The sequence below is a fragment of the Bacillus sp. R86525 genome (assembly GCF_042466195.1).
Lineage (GTDB): Bacteria > Bacillota > Bacilli > Bacillales > Bacillaceae_G > Bacillus_A > Bacillus_A nitratireducens.
This window is the reverse complement of record NZ_JAXHPX010000007.1, coordinates 3,144,027-3,160,210: the sequence shown is the minus strand read 5'-3', so window position 1 is coordinate 3,160,210 and position 16,184 is coordinate 3,144,027. Positions and strand designations below refer to the sequence as shown.

Annotated in this window: 18 protein-coding genes and 4 pseudogenes; 16 read left to right on the top strand and 6 right to left on the bottom strand. The window is 35.6% G+C overall.

What is annotated here, in order from left to right; all coding sequences use genetic code 11:
- Positions 1–4 precede the first annotated feature (4 nt).
- The 5 genes from SJY24_RS18865 (at position 5) to SJY24_RS18845 (ending at position 6,116) form a co-directional block, all read left to right on the top strand.
- Positions 5–1,486: a distal tail protein Dit gene (locus SJY24_RS18865; RefSeq protein WP_088009805.1), complete on the top strand. Its 1,482-nt coding sequence runs from the start codon at positions 5–7 to the stop codon at positions 1,484–1,486.
- Complete coding sequence (locus SJY24_RS18860) at positions 1,483–4,518, top strand: phage tail spike protein (protein WP_088009804.1); 3,036 nt, start codon at positions 1,483–1,485, stop codon at positions 4,516–4,518. Before SJY24_RS18865 ends, SJY24_RS18860 begins: the two co-directional genes overlap by 4 nt.
- Positions 4,519–4,579: 61 nt before the next feature.
- Positions 4,580–4,816 (top strand): hemolysin XhlA family protein, encoded by a 237-nt coding sequence (locus SJY24_RS18855; RefSeq protein ID WP_016079345.1) that lies wholly within the window; start codon positions 4,580–4,582, stop codon positions 4,814–4,816.
- Positions 4,816–5,055 (top strand): holin, encoded by a 240-nt coding sequence (locus tag SJY24_RS18850; RefSeq protein WP_088009803.1) that lies wholly within the window; start codon positions 4,816–4,818, stop codon positions 5,053–5,055. Before SJY24_RS18855 ends, SJY24_RS18850 begins: the two co-directional genes overlap by 1 nt.
- A complete protein-coding gene (locus SJY24_RS18845) occupies positions 5,052–6,116 on the top strand; it encodes an N-acetylmuramoyl-L-alanine amidase (RefSeq protein WP_088009802.1) in 1,065 nt (354 codons plus the stop codon). Before SJY24_RS18850 ends, SJY24_RS18845 begins: the two co-directional genes overlap by 4 nt.
- A 42-nt stretch (positions 6,117–6,158) precedes the next feature.
- On the opposite strand, the gene SJY24_RS18840 is transcribed toward SJY24_RS18845, so the two are convergent.
- Complete coding sequence (locus tag SJY24_RS18840) at positions 6,159–7,325, bottom strand: S-layer homology domain-containing protein (RefSeq protein ID WP_088009801.1); 1,167 nt, start codon at positions 7,323–7,325, stop codon at positions 6,159–6,161.
- Positions 7,326–7,862: 537 nt separating this feature from the next.
- On the opposite strand from SJY24_RS18840, the gene SJY24_RS18835 reads away from it, so the two are divergent.
- The 5 genes from SJY24_RS18835 to arsC all read left to right on the top strand — a co-directional run bounded on the left by SJY24_RS18835 (position 7,863) and on the right by arsC (position 10,977).
- Complete coding sequence (locus SJY24_RS18835) at positions 7,863–8,432, top strand: hypothetical protein (protein WP_016079349.1); 570 nt, start codon at positions 7,863–7,865, stop codon at positions 8,430–8,432.
- Between the two features lie 251 nt (positions 8,433–8,683).
- Complete coding sequence (arsR, locus tag SJY24_RS18830; RefSeq protein ID WP_016079350.1) at positions 8,684–8,989, top strand: arsenical resistance operon transcriptional regulator ArsR; 306 nt, start codon at positions 8,684–8,686, stop codon at positions 8,987–8,989.
- Between the two features lie 61 nt (positions 8,990–9,050).
- Positions 9,051–9,488, top strand: a complete 438-nt coding sequence (locus tag SJY24_RS18825; protein ID WP_016079351.1) for an ArsI/CadI family heavy metal resistance metalloenzyme — start codon at positions 9,051–9,053, stop codon at positions 9,486–9,488.
- Positions 9,489–9,506: 18 nt separating this feature from the next.
- Positions 9,507–10,547: an ACR3 family arsenite efflux transporter gene (gene arsB, locus SJY24_RS18820; RefSeq protein ID WP_016079352.1), complete on the top strand. Its 1,041-nt coding sequence runs from the start codon at positions 9,507–9,509 to the stop codon at positions 10,545–10,547.
- A 25-nt stretch (positions 10,548–10,572) separates the two neighbouring features.
- Positions 10,573–10,977: an arsenate reductase (thioredoxin) gene (gene arsC / locus SJY24_RS18815; RefSeq protein WP_016079353.1), complete on the top strand. Its 405-nt coding sequence runs from the start codon at positions 10,573–10,575 to the stop codon at positions 10,975–10,977.
- Positions 10,978–11,028: 51 nt separating this feature from the next.
- On the opposite strand, the gene SJY24_RS18810 is transcribed toward arsC, so the two are convergent.
- Together SJY24_RS18810 and SJY24_RS18805 are read right to left on the bottom strand one after the other, a co-directional pair.
- Positions 11,029–11,496 carry a restriction endonuclease gene (locus SJY24_RS18810; protein WP_016079354.1) on the bottom strand — a complete coding sequence of 156 codons (468 nt, stop codon included), beginning with the start codon at positions 11,494–11,496 and terminating at the stop codon, positions 11,029–11,031.
- Between the two features lie 36 nt (positions 11,497–11,532).
- Positions 11,533–11,733 carry a helix-turn-helix transcriptional regulator gene (locus tag SJY24_RS18805; RefSeq protein WP_016079355.1) on the bottom strand — a complete coding sequence of 67 codons (201 nt, stop codon included), beginning with the start codon at positions 11,731–11,733 and terminating at the stop codon, positions 11,533–11,535.
- A gap of 153 nt (positions 11,734–11,886) precedes the next feature.
- Between SJY24_RS18805 and SJY24_RS18800 the strand changes: the two are divergent.
- The 4 genes and pseudogenes from SJY24_RS18800 (at position 11,887) to SJY24_RS18785 (ending at position 14,229) form a co-directional block, all read left to right on the top strand.
- Positions 11,887–12,179, top strand: a pseudogene (locus tag SJY24_RS18800) (hypothetical protein).
- Complete coding sequence (locus SJY24_RS18795) at positions 12,176–12,358, top strand: hypothetical protein (protein WP_016079357.1); 183 nt, start codon at positions 12,176–12,178, stop codon at positions 12,356–12,358. The pseudogene SJY24_RS18800 and the gene SJY24_RS18795 overlap by 4 nt, the downstream one beginning before the upstream one ends.
- Before the next feature lie 118 nt (positions 12,359–12,476).
- A complete protein-coding gene (locus SJY24_RS18790; protein WP_016079358.1) occupies positions 12,477–13,667 on the top strand; it encodes an FtsK/SpoIIIE domain-containing protein in 1,191 nt (396 codons plus the stop codon).
- Positions 13,609–14,229 (top strand): replication-relaxation family protein, encoded by a 621-nt coding sequence (locus SJY24_RS18785; protein WP_016079359.1) that lies wholly within the window; start codon positions 13,609–13,611, stop codon positions 14,227–14,229. Before SJY24_RS18790 ends, SJY24_RS18785 begins: the two co-directional genes overlap by 59 nt.
- 150 nt (positions 14,230–14,379) lie before the next feature.
- On the opposite strand, the pseudogene SJY24_RS18780 reads toward SJY24_RS18785, so the two are convergent.
- Together SJY24_RS18780 and SJY24_RS18775 are read right to left on the bottom strand one after the other, a co-directional pair.
- A pseudogene (locus tag SJY24_RS18780) lies at positions 14,380–14,484 on the bottom strand (thioredoxin family protein); the annotation flags it as partial.
- A gap of 43 nt (positions 14,485–14,527) precedes the next feature.
- Positions 14,528–15,015 (bottom strand): annotated as a pseudogene (locus tag SJY24_RS18775) (site-specific integrase).
- Between the two features lie 446 nt (positions 15,016–15,461).
- Between SJY24_RS18775 and SJY24_RS18770 the strand changes: the two are divergent.
- Positions 15,462–15,596 carry a hypothetical protein gene (locus SJY24_RS18770; RefSeq protein WP_377865794.1) on the top strand — a complete coding sequence of 45 codons (135 nt, stop codon included), beginning with the start codon at positions 15,462–15,464 and terminating at the stop codon, positions 15,594–15,596.
- Positions 15,577–16,014, top strand: coding sequence for a hypothetical protein (locus SJY24_RS18765; protein WP_377865793.1), 438 nt, complete (start codon positions 15,577–15,579; stop codon positions 16,012–16,014). The genes SJY24_RS18770 and SJY24_RS18765 overlap by 20 nt, the downstream gene beginning before the upstream one ends.
- Here the strand turns inward: SJY24_RS18765 and SJY24_RS18760 are convergent.
- Positions 15,998–16,168 (bottom strand): annotated as a pseudogene (locus SJY24_RS18760) (exosporium leader peptide-containing protein); the annotation flags it as partial. The gene SJY24_RS18765 and the pseudogene SJY24_RS18760 sit on opposite strands and share 17 nt — an antisense overlap.
- Between the last annotated feature and the right edge of the window lie 16 nt (positions 16,169–16,184).

Genomic DNA, 16,184 nt, shown 5'->3' with positions numbered 1-16,184 from the left:
AACAATGAGTTCTTTTTTATTTAATGGAGAACGGAAAAGTTATATTCATATCGAAAGAGGATGGAACCCACCAACATGGGCGCCTTTGAAGCGAAATTTGTTAAAAGTTCCTGGATATCCAGGTGCGAGGTTATTAAGTACAGACACTGAACCTCGTTTCCTTCCTGTACCTGTGGGGATTATTGTTCCAAATGGGGCCAATTTAGAAACATTAAAAGAAGAAATAGCGGATTGGCTTATTACTGAAAAACCAGCCGAACTTATTTTTGATGTAATGCCAGATAGAACATATATAGCAGTTATAGATGAGGATTTTGATATTGATAAATTTGTGGATATTGGACAGGGAACTTTAAAATTTATTTGTCCAATGCCTTATAAATTAGGGAAAACCAATACACATACATTTACACAAAGCATAACTACCGAAATTACTTCCTATTTCACTAATAAAGGCAGCGTAGAAGCTCCGCCAATAATTGAAATGATCGTGAAAAAACCAAGTGCTTTTTTAGATGTATGGTTTGGTAAATATCCTTTAGAGCGAAATTATTTTCGAATTGGCTATCCATTAACTGTGGAAGAAACAACGGTACAAGAGCGTGAGCGTGTATTATGGGATGAAATGATTTCGCCTATAGGTTGGACTCCTGTTACTGGACAAGTTGAGGAAATGAAGGGAACAGGTAGTTTTAAATCAAGAGGTGGTTATGCATTATATTGCGAAGATTACGGACAAGAGAAAGGATTCCATGGAGCAATAGCTAAGAGGAGCATTCCAGGTGGACCGTTGCAAGATTTTGAAATGGAAACATGGGTACGTTTGAAGTCTAAAAGTGTTGGGGAAATGGGTCGTGTTGAGGTATTACTTTTGGATGAAGCAAGTAATATTGTTACACGAATCAACATGAATGATTTATATTGGGATGCTGAAATGACCAAAGCATATATGCGTATTGGAAATGCAGGGACACCTAAGAGTATACGTAAATTAGTAGATACAAGTGGAGCACATCCTAATGCATTTAATCAATTTTACGGTAGGTTACGTGTTGCAAGACGAGGTAATGAGTGGTCTGTTTATGTAGCTCGTTTTAGAGATGGAACAGAAATTGACGATGCATCACTTGTTGAACGTTGGATCGATGAAACAGGAAACCCGATGACAGAACGGAAAATTGCACAAGTTATGATTGCAATTTGTAAGTGGGATAATAACCAACCTGTCGATGTAATACAAATTGATGATTTAAAGATTTGGAAGATAAACAAAGTCCCTTCCAATACAAAGCCTTATATTTTCGATACAGGAGACAAGGTAATTATCGATACAGAAAGAAGCCTTGTTACGATCAATGGGAGAGATGCTATTAATATTAAAGATATATTTAGTGAGTTTCCTAAGATCATACGTGGAGATAATCGTATTGATATTATGCCACCAGATGTTACAGCGACAATCAGTTACAGGGAGAGATACAGATGAGAACACCTAGTGGTGAATTGCATGTTGTTGATTTTAAAACAGAACAAATCGTAGCATCTATTCAACCTAAAGATTATTGGGATGATAAAAGACATTGGGAAATCAAAAATAACATTGATAAATTAGAGTTTCGAGTATTTGATAATACAAGGCATTCATCCTCACTTATGCAACAAAATTTAGTGTTAAAAGAAGTGCGTGATGGTCGTATTGTTCCTTATGTAATTACTGAAATTGAAAAGGATTCTGATGATAGATCAGTAATCGCTTATGCATCTGGTGAATGGATTCAGCTTTCCAAAGCTGGAATTATCCCTCCACAAAGATTTGAATCGAAAACAGCACATGAATTAACGGCTGTAGCTTTAGCGGGGACTAAGTATGAAATAGGTAATATTGAGTATTCTAGCTTCCGCACTATGATTATTGATGAATTTATTGATCCATTGAGTTTTCTAAAGAAAATTGCTTCTTTATTTGAATTAGAAATACAATACCGTGCGGAAGTTGTAGGATCTCAAGTCGTTGGGCGTTATGTAGATATGGTAAAGAAGCGCGGTCGAGAAACAGGGAAAGAAGTAACTCTCGGCAAAGATTTGATGGGAATTAAACGCATTGAAAACTCTCAAAACATTTGTACAGCATTAGTAGGTTTTGTGAAAGGTGAAGGTGACAAATTAATCACTGTTGAGAGTATTAATAATGGTTTCCCTTATATTGTAGACAATGATGCATTTCAACGATGGAACGAGCGCGGTCAACATAAATTTGGCTTCTACACGCCAGAAACAGAAGAAGATATAACACCACAACGTTTAATGACTCTCATGAATACAGAGTTAAAGAAGCGTGTAAATACATCTGTCTCTTATGAAGTTGAAGCACAATCGATCGGTCGAGTATTTGGATTAGCTCATGAGTTAATTAATGAGGGCGATACGGTACGAATTAAAGATACTGGATTTACACCTAAGCTTTATTTAGAAGCAAGGGCAATTGCTGGTGATGAATCATATAAAAATCCATTACAAGATAAATATGTGTTTGGTGATTATCGTGAGATTGTTGACCCTAATGAGGATTTAAGAAAGATTTACAATCGCATTCTTAGTTCATTAGGCAATAAACAAGAAATGCTAGATCAGTTAGATAAATTAGTAAAAGAAGCTAATGAAACCGCTGGTAATGCACAAAAGGAATCAGAAGCAGCAAAGACATTGGCTGAAAAAGTACAAGAGAATATTAAAAATAATACCGTTGAAATTATAGAAGCTAGGAATCCACCAACGACAGGGCTTATAGATAGAAAAACATTATGGTTAGATATTTCTAATGGTAAGCCTGGTATTTTAAAACTCTGGAAAGATGGTATTTGGGACCCTATTGTACCTGATATCGAATCAGTAAAAAATGAGGTTGCTGGTCAATTTAACGAAGTAAATGAAACTCTTCAAGGCTTTTCACGTACTGTTGTGGATTTGAAAAACGATCAGGGTATCATTGATAAAAAAGTTACAAAAATAGAACAAACGGCAAGCGGATTATCTTCCACAGTTAGTGATTTAAACAATGTAGTATCAGATCAAGGTAAGAAACTTACTGATGCAAATTCTAAAATTGAACAACAGGCAACAGCAATTAATGCAAAGGTTGAGATTAAACAAGTAGAGGATTATGTTGCTGAATTTAATATACCTGATTTAAAGCAGACAGTTAATCAGAATAAAGAAGATTTATTAAATGAATTAGCTAACAAGCTTGCGACTGAACAGTTTGATCAAAAGATGACTCTCATTGACAATCGTTTTACTCTCAATGAGCAAGGTATCGATTTAGCAGCAAAAAAGACAGAAGTATATACAAAAGAACAAGCAAACGGTGAATTTGCTACATCATCCTATGTAAGAGATATGGAATCACGTCTTCAATTGACAGAAAAAGGCGTTAGTATATCTGTAAAAGAAAATGATGTAATCGCAGCATTCAATATGAGTAAAGAGAACATTAAATTAAATGCGGCGCGAATAGATTTAATTGGTAAAGTTAATGCTGAGTGGATTAAATCTGGATTGTTAAGTGGTTGCCAAATCAGAACATCAAATACCAATAACTATGTAAGTCTAGATGACCAATTTGTACGTCTATATGAAAGTGGAGTCGCCAGGGCATTCCTTGGTTATTATCGTAGAGAAGATGGTGCAGTACAACCAACTTTTATCTTAGGATCAGATGAAAAGACTAGCGCTCCAGCAGGTGCTTTATTTATGTCCCAATCGGGGGCTGGATGGCCTCAAGCTTATGCGAATATTGGTATCAGTGAGGGCATAGTTAATGGTGAAATCAAAAAATCTGTGTATTGGGAGTTGCAGAGAAACGGAATGAGTGTTTTAAACGCTAATGACTCTCATATTATTTATTCTGGAAGTGGAAATTGGTATTTCAGACGAGGAAAAACTGGACTATATCAATCGACACTAGCAATCGAGGATAATAGCTCAGATGCAGATTTAAGATTACCTAATATTATATTACGTAATAGCCGGGTAGAAGGATATACCGGAGTTCTCCAACTAAAATCATCTGTTACTCAAAACGGATGGGGCGCCGTTCAAGGGAACTTTATGAGTCCTTCTCTAAGAGAATATAAATCTAATATTCGTGATGTTTCATTTTCTGCTTTGGAAAAAATCAGGAATATTAGAATCAGACAATTTAACTATAAGAATGCGGTAAACGAGCTTTACAAAATGAGAGAAGAGAAAGATCCTAGTGAGCCACCATTAACAACACAAGCTATAAAAACATATTACGGAACAATTGTAGATGAAGCTGATGAAGATTTCATCGATGAAAGTGGCAAAGGAATTCACTTATATTCATATGCATCACTTACAATAAAGGCTTTACAGGAGCTTGAAGTTAAGCATGATGCAGAAATCCAAGAATTGAAAGAAAGTCATCAAACTGAGATGGAAAGTATGAGTAAGCGTGTGGAAGCACTAGAAACATTAGTTCAAAAATTAATTAGTTAAAACAGATGGAGCAGCAAATATAAGCTGGTCTTTTTTTATTGCCTAAAAGGGGGTGGTCAAAGTGGAAGGGCTACAAGAAGTAAGAAGCGATGTTCAAGAAATAAAGCAAGATATTAAGGACATTCGTTTAGAAATAAAAAGTTTAGAAATGCGAACAACAGGTAACGAAAAAGACATTATCAATATTAACAAACAGCTAGATAAGATTAGCGCGAACACTACCTGGATTTTAAGACTTATTGTGGGTGGAATCGTTGGAGCTATTCTTACGTTGTTATTGAAGGGAGGTGGTATGTAATGGTTAGTTTAGCCGTAATGATTGGAATTGTAGTAGGTCTTTCACAGATTGTAAAAACAGTTGGATTACAAACAAAATACGTTCCGTTATTAAATTTAACGCTTGGCATTGTGCTAGGCGTTTTATTTTTGGGCGGAGATATAAAAACAAATGTATTTCAAGGAATCATCATTGGACTGTCAGCAAGTGGATTATTTGACCACACAAAAATTATTAAAAAGGATGATGATGTGAAATGAAAAAGACATTAAAACATATTTCTTCTGTAGTCTTTGCAGCTATTTTAGTATTAACCATTGCAGCAAGTGCTTTTGCTGATAGAACGCTTATTATTCCTGATTTACCAAAACAACCATACCGTTATGGCGTAGGTGCTTATGAAGGCGTTGTTGCTCATTCAACGGCAACTCCAGAAGCTCCAGCTATTAATATTCAAAAATACGAAACTCGTACGTGGAGAAATGCATTTGTTCACTATGCAGTAGACTGGAATGAAACGATTCAAATTGCTGATACTAAATACATTGCTTATGGCGGGGGACCAGGTGCAAACAAACGCTTTGTACACGTAGAGCTTTGCGAAACAGCGGACTATGATAAATTCAAACGCAGCTATGATAAATATGTGAAGTTACTAGCTAAAATCTTACGTGATCGTGGGCTATCTGTAGAAAAAGGATTATGGACTCACTACGATGTAACGAAATACCTTGGTGGAACAGATCATGAAGATCCACTTGATTATTTAAAGTCTCATGGCGTGTCAGAGGCTCAATTCCGTGCTGATGTACAACGATCATACAATAACGCTAGTGTGGAAGTTTCTGTGCCTGAGAAGCCATCTAAACCAGCAGAAGTGCCGACAGCTGTAACAGATGGAATTGCTATTATTGAAGGGTACAACGTGAACTTACGTAAGGGACCGGGTACAAGCCATTTTAAAATTCGCCATTTAAACAAGCCAGAAACTTATATTGTGTGGGGCGAAAAGGATGGTTGGTTAAACCTTGGAGGAGAGCAATGGATTAAAAATGATCCATCTTATGTTAAGTTTAGTAAGAAAAGCACGGTGGATTCCTCAATTGTAGGGAAGCGTGTTGTTTCAAAAGTTAACAATCTACGTTTCTATGATGCTCCATCTTGGCAGGATAAAGATGTTGTGGGTTCTGTAGATGTGGGATTAGGATTTACTATTGATACAAAAGTAAGTGTCAATGGATCGTCACAATATAAAGTACACAACAGCAATGGTAAAACATACTATGTAACAGCTAATGAAGCCTATGTGTATGTGAAATAAAAAAGAGCCGTCCTGTTGGGCGGCTTTTTTAATATCTATCAATTATTTTCTTTTAACATTTATGGATATTGATTCATAACCATTTGATGCAGGCATTGTGCTTAACTCCATTTTGTAGTTACCCTTATCTAAGTTTGTGTGATAATCTCGCTCGCCTGAATTTTTGAAAGGTAATGCAACAATATCGTTAATTTCTTTATCTAGATTTAAATCTGGATTTATTAAAGTAATCCAATTTTTTGCTAACTCTACAGTAGCTTTATCAATTATAAATGTAATCATGAAATCATTTTCATTCTCACCTACTAAATAGAGTTGCCCTTGTCCATAATCATAAATCTTTCCTAAATTAGGATTAGAGGAAAGTAATTCTACCCTTTCACCATCGCCCATCTGGCCGCCGCTGATATATACGCTTTCGTATTTGAAATCTTCATTATAATTCTTGTTTATTTTAGTAATTAGATTTTGAGCTTCTTTAGATACAGATTTTAGTAGCAACGGTGAACTGTTTATCCAGCTACTACTGTCGTAATGAAATTCACTTGTAATCATAGAGCTTGGGAGATCAAACGGTGGTAATTCAGGTTTTGCTTCTACAAAATTAATTGCATTATATAGAAACTGTGCATATTGCTCACGAGTTACAATTTTTTTAGGTTCAAACATATTATTTCCTGTTCCAACTACAATTTTATTTTCTTGAAGTGCACTGATTGCGTCAGTAGCCCAATAATTTTTTTCAACATCTTCAAATGTAGTTATAGATGTTGTTCTTAGTCTGAAAGCTTCTTTTAATACAGAAGCCAACTGTTCACGAGTTAAAGTATCATCTGGGCCAAATTTACCATTACCATATCCAGTCATAATTCCAGCTTTAGCAATCGCTAAAATTTCTTTTTCAAACATAGTACCTTTTACATCATTGAATGGATTTTTGAAAGGAGGGTCAGTAGGATCAGTCACTGGTTGTATATAAGCATATAACAATCTAGCAACTTGACCTCGTGTGATGGAATCACCAAAACCAAATATACCATTTCCATAACCAGCAAAGATCTGTTTCTCTTTTAAATCCATTATTGCATTATAAGACCAGTGATCTGAAGGAACATCGCGAAATCCAGTCTCAGCTTGTGCATTTGTTAAAGAGGTAAATGTTGATGTAGCAAGAACAGCGCCTGCTAAAATAATTTGTTTGAATTTCATTAGTAAGCTCCTTTTAATTAATTTTCAACAAATTAATTAACTTATTTTATTAATAAATAAAAATATAACAATTAACATTATAGTTAGGTGTGTAAATTAAATCAATATTTAGTTGTAAATGGATATTGAGATAGATTACAAAAAATTTCGATTACTATCCATAACTACTAGGAAAGGCATACTATGTAAGTTTGATTAAGTGCAGAAACTTGAATGAAATCAGTGTCAGCATTACGGAATAAAGGACCTGATGTTAACGTTCGGTAGCGAGGTTCACAATGACAATCACAGTCGCATTTTTTATGTTTCTTCCGGTAGCACTTATGTGAACGGTCGTAATAATAGTTTGACATAAAAATCACGTACCTCCTTTTTAGTACATGCTATGCGAAGAGTAGGAGGGAGCCTTGGATAATAGAGTATAGTTATTTAAGACATAAATAAAAAAGAGCCGTCCTGTTTGGGCGGTTTTTTAATAAATTGAACATTTATGTTATTATCTATTTAAATATTAAGGGTTTAAATTAGGAGTTAACGATGAATATAGACTTGGCGTTAAAAGATTTAATTCCATTTGGGAGTGCTTTATTAGGGGCCGGTATTGGTGGAACTATTACATACAAATTATTCACTGTGAAAGAAAAGAAGGAAGGAGAAAAGAAGCAGTTAGAATCTTTGTTTGAACTACAGAAAATAAATTACAAGTTGCTCAGTAGTTTTAATGAATTACTTGGGAATTTGAGTATGTATATTTTTTTACCAAATGAACAGGAAAAATTTAGTGCAGATGAAATTACTGCTATGATACAAAAATGCTCTGATATTTTAGCAGAGATGAATGTTGTATCACTAGCGCATGCTGTACATATGAAAAATGACATATTTGAGGCCGTTAAACAAGCACATGAAGATACAAGACTGCTCTATTTACGTGTTACTGAGCAAAATATAGTTCAAGATAGTGGGCGTTTTAAAATGTACTCTGAGAAAAATGTGAATTCCTTAGAACAAGCAAGTAGAAGAATAGAAATTTTACAAAGTGTCTTAATGGAAAAAGAAAAAGAATATGTAGAACGGTATATGAAAAAATATAATAAACACCTTTAAGGTAAGAATAAAAAGGCCAAATGAAAAATCGGCCTTTTTAATTTAAATTCACTAATTCATTAAACTTAAACTCAGTATTCAAGCCGAAAGCATCCATTACAATAATAAAAAATTACAAATTACATATTATATGGATTTGATATCAATACTATTAAATCAAAAAATTGATTTAATAGTTGCGTATTTAGATTAAGAAAGTATATACTGTTCATATAAATCAAAAAAAATTGATGAAAGGAGAGTGTATTTTGATGATGCAAGATTTTCAATTATATGAGAAAAAGTTTAAAGCGTTGGCTGATCAGAAGCGTTTAGAAATTATGTATGAACTTTGTCAACGAGGACAGACTTGTGTATGTGATTTAACAGAGGTTTTTGAAATGACGCAATCTAAGTTGTCTTATCATCTGAAAATTTTATTGGACGCTGGCCTTATTGTAAAAGAAACAAAAGGTACCTGGAGTTATTATGATTTAAATGATGCTGAAGTAAACAATTTATTATCAGAAGAATTATGCTGTATCTTTAGAAAAACAGGAAAAGGAAGCTGTTGTTAATTTTTTTACATTATAAATCAAAAAAAATTGATTAATTGAATTTTAAAGGGAGGAATTACATATGAAATATGTTCATGTTGGTATAAATATTACGAATTTAGAGGAGTCTATTGAGTTTTATGAAAAAGTGTTTGGTGTGTCTCCAGTTAAAGTGAAAGTTGACTACGCAAAATTCTTATTAGAAAATCCAGGTCTTAATTTCACACTTAATGTACGAGATGAAGTAAATGGGAATCAGGTAAATCATTTTGGTTTCCAAGTAGATACAGCTGAAGAAATTACATTTCATAAAAAAAGATTAGAAAAAGAAGGCTTCTTTGCTCGTGATGAGATGGATACTACTTGTTGTTATGCGGTCCAAGATAAGTTTTGGATAACTGATCCCGATGGTAACGAGTGGGAGTTCTTTTATACAAAAGCAGATAGTGATGTTCACAAAATAGAAGATCTATCTTGTTGTACGACTTCTAACACAGTAGAAAAAAATTCTTGTTGTTAATAGGCGAAGGAGGATAAAATGAAACGTTTATCTTTTCTAGATCGATATTTAACACTATGGATTTTTCTAGCGATGGCTGTTGGAATTGGTTTAGGGTTTGTATTTCCTGATGTAGTAGACGGACTGAATAAATTGCAAGTTGGAACAACGTCTGTTCCACTTGCTGTTGGTTTAATTTTAATGATGTATCCGCCATTGGCGAAGGTTCGATACGAGGAAATGGGTCGGGTATTTAAAGATGTAAAAGTCTTGATTCTATCTTTAGTGCAAAACTGGATTATTGGACCTGTACTTATGTTTGTTCTAGCAATTATTTTTCTTCCTGATAAACCAGAGTATATGGTAGGACTTATTATGATTGGCTTAGCACGTTGTATTGCAATGGTGATTGTTTGGAATGACCTTGCTGATGGTGATAAAGAATATGCTGCAGGTTTGGTGGCTTTTAACTCGGTATTCCAAATGTTATTTTTCTCGGTTTATGCATATGTGTTTGTAACAGTAATCCCTGAATGGTTAGGAATTGAGGGGGCTATTGTTGATATCACAATGGGGGAAGTAGCTAAATCAGTATTTATTTATTTGGGTATTCCTTTCTTAGCGGGTATGTTAACACGCTTTGTATTAGTGAAGTTAAAAGGACGACTATGGTATGAAAAGGTATTTATACCTAAGATTAGCCCTATTACATTAGTTGCATTGTTATTTACGATTATAATTATGTTCTCTTTAAAAGGAGAAATGATTATTAGCGTACCGTTAGATGTAGTACGCATAGCGATTCCATTATTAATTTATTTTATTGTAATGTTTTTTGTTTCTTTTTATATGGGAAGAAAAATCGGTGCAAATTATCCGGTAACAACAACATTAGCATTTACGGCAGGTAGCAATAACTTTGAATTAGCAATTGCTGTGGCTGTTGGTGTATTTGGTATACATTCGGGTGCAGCATTTGCAGCTGTTATCGGGCCGCTAGTGGAAGTACCTGTAATGATTGCACTTGTAAACGTCGCTTTTTGGTTTAAACGTAAATATTTTAATGATCGACCAGTCTAAATTTAAAATAAAGGCGGAAAACAACATGGAAAACAAAAAGACAATCTATTTATTATGCACAGGAAATTCATGCCGAAGCCAAATGGCAGAAGCATGGGGCAAACAATATTTAGGGGATAAGTGGAATGTATATTCTGCAGGAATTGAAGCACACGGAGTAAATCCAAATGCTATTAAAGCTATGAAAGAAGTAGATATCGACATAACAAATCAAACATCAGATATTATTGATACAGACATTTTAAATAGCGCTGATCTTGTTGTGACATTATGTGGACATGCGCGAGACGTATGCCCAACAATTCCTCCACATGTTAAACATGAACATTGGGGATTCGATGATCCAGCAGGAAGAGAGTGGTCTGAATTTCAACGTGTCCGTAATGAAATCGGTGAACGTATTAAACGATTTGCTGAAACTGGAGAATAAAAAAGATTTAAAGTTATTAAAGACCAGCTTCCTTCGAAAGAAAGCTGGTCTTTAATATGTCTCCATCATATGAATGAGTTTATCGCCATCGATTAACTCAATGTTTTTATTCGCGGCATACTGCCTTGCATTCTTATTGAAATGACTCAGTGTAACAAAATATCCTCCCACAGCATCCGCATCCACAATAGCGCTATGAAGCTTCTGAATAAATGGTCTTCCAATGGAGCTTTTCGTATAGCGTTTTACCTCAACGAATTTCATTTCATTCCCTTTATGAAGGATAATGTCTTTTCCACCATCGTTAGAACCAGAAGTAACCTGAACTTTATATCCGAGAGAGCGAAAGAAATCAGCTACAAAGTATTCAAATTCTCTTGGATCCATTACTTCTAAATTACTGCGAGTTGCAGTAATTTTGATTCGCTCGGACCTAATTTCTTCAGATGTTACGTGTGGACCTCTCATTACAAAACCGATGAGAAAAACAATCAAAAGCAATGCTATTGCCCAAATCATGAAATTCACCTCAGGTTTAATATCCCCAAGTGATGATTACTCTACTTTCTCGTCTTCAATCCATATTTTTTCAACAGGTAAATCCAAAACTTTTGCGATACGATATGCAACTGGCAATGTAGGAGTAGCCCCTTTAATAAGATTTGTCATAGTTGAGTTGGAAATAGATGCTTCTTTAGCGATGAAACTGTACTTTAAGCCTTTACTATCTAAAATTTCTTTTAAATGACTTCGCAAAAAAATCCTACCTCCTTATGAAAAAAGTACTAGGTCTTTCTGTTATTTTTTCGCTTGGACAGGCAAAATCCTTCTTTCTAGGTCATATATCTATATCAAGACCACGAGGAATGCCAAGTGGAATCAAGGACATCAAGAGGGGAGAGGGCGCGTATGCGTTGGCAATATTCATATTTAAACGAAACGCCTTACCTGTATCCATCGAAAGAATTAAGAAATATGTATAGGGGTTCTAGCGGTAAAAAAGAAACGAATGCAATTGTGGCCGACATGGAAAGACATGAGGTTTTTGATAATCGTGATATTACCGTTTATCAAGCAATATTATGGATGATCTGTATGAGGATGAAGACGAAGTGTTGGAGTGGGGAGATGTCATTAATGAGTATCAACCAGTTATGACAGCGAAGGGATTACAACTCATTCGAAAAGAGGGATTCAAATGACAATCGTAGGAGAAGCGGTAGTGGTATGGACGGCAACAGGCTTGTCAGTGATTACGATGAAGATTGCAGAAAAGATGGGGCAGAGTGTTCCACATTGGCTTCCACGTATGACTATGTACACAATGCTCACAGGCTCGTTCTTGTATCTTCTACGTTATGTGCTTTTCGCGTTTCTATAAGGGAATACCAACATAGAATTGTAGGACATTTACTGATCGTTGATATAGAACATGTACGGGAGTCTTCCAAAAATAAGGGATATATACCCTTATAAAGGGTATATGGGGAGTGGAGAAAATGATTGAATTATTACTCGTTCCAGCTGCAGGTTTAACAGTGGCATTATTCGGTGAAAAGTTCAAAAGTAAAAATGATGATAAACGAAAGATACAAGTGTTTTTTGAGGTAGCTGGTATTGCGATCAAAAGAAATAATGAAGAAAAATTGCAATATCCAAAGTTCCAAAAACAAATCGATGATGATCGTAGTACGACTTATGTATATACCTTACCGCTTGGCATGCCGAGTAAAATCATTCAAAAGGTAGAGGACGTTGTTTCTGAGGGGCTAAATAAACCAGTACGTATTCAGTACGATAATTATAAATTGAACATTCGTGTATTCCGCAGAGAAATACCGAAGAACTGGTCTTGGTCAATGGATTTAGTAACAAAAGGAAAATGGCGTATTCCAGTTGGCCAGAGTTTAGAAACAATTGTTTATCACGATTTTGATGAAACACCACATATGGCTGTAGGCGGATTAATTCGTATGGGGAAAACAGTCTTTCTTAAAAATATGTTTGCTTCTTTATCATTAGCGAATCCAGATCATGCTCATTTTTATTTAATTGATTTAAAAGAAGAGGGGCTAGAATTTAGCGAATATAAAAAACTAAAACAGGTTGAAAGAATCGCAGAAACATCAGAGCAAGCACATGGCATGCTGTTGAAAGTGATGGAGAAGATGCATGAGCGCGGAAAGTACATGAAAGAACGGGGTATTAAGAATATCGTTCATACAAAAGAGAGAGACCGGTACTTTATTGTAGTGGATGAAGGAGCAGTGCTCGCACCTGCAAAAGGTTTACCGAAGGCTCATAATAAAATGCTGGAAGAGTGCCAATACATGCTTAGTCACATTGCGCGTGTTGGAGGGGCGCTTGGATTTCGTATTGTCTTCTGTACGCAATATCCAACAGGAGATACATTACCAAGGGTAGTAAAACAGATGGCGAATGCCAAACTTGGTTTCCGTTTACCGACTCGTACCGCATCAGAAGTTGTCATTGATCAATCCGGATTAGAGCATCTACCATCTATTCCAGGAAGAGCTATATATATGAAGGAAAACTTCACCGAACTGCAAGTGCCATATATCAATGACGAGGTCATGTGGAAGCATCTAAAAGAATATGAGGTGGAAAAACATGAACATACAGAGTCACATGAAAATCAACCGTCAAATGGCGATACTTGCGACGATTAGGAAATTGCAGTTTGCCACAAGAAGACATGTAATGAGTGTGCATGATATGGGTGGTATTCGAAATGCAAACCGAATTATGAGTGATTTGAAGCTGTATTTGAGTAAGACGATGCAAGGGAAAGAGTACGTGTATTATCTCAATAAAGAAGGGCATGCCATGTTTGGCGATGACGGTAAGGTTGTTTCGAGAGGGAAGCTTGCGCATGCATTATTACGTAATGAAGCATGGTTACATTTATTTTGCCCTGATGATTGGCAGATTGAAACGGATATACGGTATATAAAGAATAAGGAAAAAAAGAAAATAGTTCCCGACGTGAAGTTTCGTGATGAAGAAGGGATACTTCATGCGGTTGAAGTGGATCGCTCACAGAAAATGAAAGTGAATGAAGAGAAAATAAAAAAATACGAAGAGTTTACCAAAATATATAAGCAGAAATATAACGGGAAAGTGCCAGTTATTCATTTCTTTACAGTTACAAAATACAGAGGAAAGAAATTAGAAGATTTGGCAGCTAAGTATGATGTTTTTGTGAAGGTGTATGTAATAGAAGAAATATAAAAAAGTGCTAACAAGTTTGCAAACGAAAATGCAAACTAAACGAATACTTCTTAATAATGGTGAGAGGGAAATGGTCGCTGATATGTCCTCTAAACCCTTAGATATTAACGGTTATTAACGTTGTATAATCATGCATAAAACGTACTACTTCATTCGCACGCAATCCGGGCACCATGTTGTAAAGAACTTAACAACTACTGGCTCCTCGCTTGCGATGATGTCTTTGAATTCTTGTTCAGATTTGATTTCTTTCATGTTTTTGACTCCTCTCAATGTCACACGGATAAGCTAGTATTTTTTATGCAAAATCCGTAATTGCAAAATCTTCGACTGTTTTTTCTTGTAGGTCTGGTACACATGTGAGTAGGTATCTAATGTGATGCCTACTCTTTTATGTCCTAATCGTTTACTTACGATTTTCGGATTTACGCCTTATATCCTGCAAACGAATATTAGGAACCTCACTTTTCTTTATAAGCTTTTTCAGGAGCTGTGTCAAACTTCTGAAATTGCATGGGTTACCATTATAGGTTGGGCAAACTAAATCATAATTATTATTTCCATCGCCATACCGTTTTTTTCTTCATTGATTTTTTGAAGATGTCCTTGAAGAGCCAGCAGAGTAATTTCAGGTAAAACAATTAATCTCTTTCCTGAAGATGTTTTAGGCTCATGAAACTCTTTGGTAATATGCGAGAGGGAACGATTAACAGATAAGGTACGTCTGTCAAAATCAATATCCTTCCATACAAGAACGTTGGGGAGCTTGGTTACAAATGTTTGCAGAATGGGAAAAGGGGTGCAGCGTGAGCAATATTGTTCGAGGCTACCCAAAAGGAAAGTACGCAGTATAAGTAAAAAAGGACAAGCAGTCGTACCTGCTGTCCTTAATAGGAGAAAAATTATTCTGGATTAAAACTACGAATAACCAAAAAACGCGCTTTTAACCAGTGTTGTCAAAGATGTAATAATCTATGCAATAAAAAAGCTTAGTCGGAATTCAAAATACCAAAATGGCTTGCATTGGTAAACAGGCTCAAGAGTAGTATATGTATAATGAAAAATCTCATACAAAAAGCAGACAACAATTTTGGTTGTCTGCCAGCGAGTCGAATGAGCTAGTCAATTGTGATAAATTGCTTTCCCATTACAAGAAGAGTGAAGCTGCTAGTTCAAACAGCTTGTAGGTAGTCTTTTCGATATTTAAAAAAATATACAGAGAAAGCAGATAAGTGACGAATCTACCTGCTTCTGTTGTAACAAAAGAAAGAAGTATTAGCCGTGAATATGGCGGCTTGAAAATAGTATGTATTGATTTGGAAAAATTATTCAAGGGGGAAGAGAAGAATGGCATCGATAGTGAATAGTGTATGTGAAATAATTCGGTTAATGAGTGAAACGAAAGTAGAACGCATCCAAATCACATACGAAATTGGCGATATCATAGAGCAGAAATGCAGACGTTGTTATTACAATCGTTCAGATAATGCTTGTTTTAGTATTAGTGTTTGTAAAAACTGCCCGACTGGTCAAGAATTACGTCAGTTGGGTAGATATTTTGATACACAACCGAAAGAGCACGGTGGAAAACGAAAAGACAAACCCATCGGACTTACTCCGGAGCGTGTGCGCGAATTGAATCAACAAGGCATTCCAGATAAAGATATTAGCATTATGTATGATCGTAGTCCTTCTTATGTCGGGAAAATGAAAAAGGAATGGAAGCAAGCTGGTATATGGAGAGGACCAACAATAATGCGGGAAATCAACCGGTGTCGCCGGTAGGTCCGGTATTTCCAGTAGGTCCGGTGCCGCCAGTAGGTCCAGTAGCACCTGTTGAACCAGTGGGACCTGTAGGGAATTGAAAGGGTTGCATAGGTGGAAGTGTCGGCCCAATCGAACCCGGATTTAATGCAGTAGAAGATAAAAACTCGTCCAATATAATTCACCTCTAA

Coding starts and splice junctions, on each gene's coding strand:
- SJY24_RS18795 (WP_016079357.1), top strand. CDS start 12,176: ATGACAATCGTAGGAGAAGCGGTAGTGGTATGGACGGCAACAGGCTTG.
- SJY24_RS18790 (WP_016079358.1), top strand. CDS start 12,477: ATGATTGAATTATTACTCGTTCCAGCTGCAGGTTTAACAGTGGCATTA.
- SJY24_RS18865 (WP_088009805.1), top strand. CDS start 5: ATGAGTTCTTTTTTATTTAATGGAGAACGGAAAAGTTATATTCATATC.
- SJY24_RS18785 (WP_016079359.1), top strand. CDS start 13,609: ATGAACATACAGAGTCACATGAAAATCAACCGTCAAATGGCGATACTT.
- arsC (WP_016079353.1), top strand. CDS start 10,573: ATGGAAAACAAAAAGACAATCTATTTATTATGCACAGGAAATTCATGC.
- SJY24_RS18765 (WP_377865793.1), top strand. CDS start 15,577: ATGGCATCGATAGTGAATAGTGTATGTGAAATAATTCGGTTAATGAGT.
- SJY24_RS18860 (WP_088009804.1), top strand. CDS start 1,483: ATGAGAACACCTAGTGGTGAATTGCATGTTGTTGATTTTAAAACAGAA.
- SJY24_RS18810 (WP_016079354.1), bottom strand. CDS start 11,496: ATGATTTGGGCAATAGCATTGCTTTTGATTGTTTTTCTCATCGGTTTT.
- arsR (WP_016079350.1), top strand. CDS start 8,684: ATGATGCAAGATTTTCAATTATATGAGAAAAAGTTTAAAGCGTTGGCT.
- arsB (WP_016079352.1), top strand. CDS start 9,507: ATGAAACGTTTATCTTTTCTAGATCGATATTTAACACTATGGATTTTT.
- SJY24_RS18850 (WP_088009803.1), top strand. CDS start 4,816: ATGGTTAGTTTAGCCGTAATGATTGGAATTGTAGTAGGTCTTTCACAG.
- SJY24_RS18835 (WP_016079349.1), top strand. CDS start 7,863: ATGAATATAGACTTGGCGTTAAAAGATTTAATTCCATTTGGGAGTGCT.
- SJY24_RS18825 (WP_016079351.1), top strand. CDS start 9,051: ATGAAATATGTTCATGTTGGTATAAATATTACGAATTTAGAGGAGTCT.
- SJY24_RS18840 (WP_088009801.1), bottom strand. CDS start 7,325: ATGAAATTCAAACAAATTATTTTAGCAGGCGCTGTTCTTGCTACATCA.
- SJY24_RS18845 (WP_088009802.1), top strand. CDS start 5,052: ATGAAAAAGACATTAAAACATATTTCTTCTGTAGTCTTTGCAGCTATT.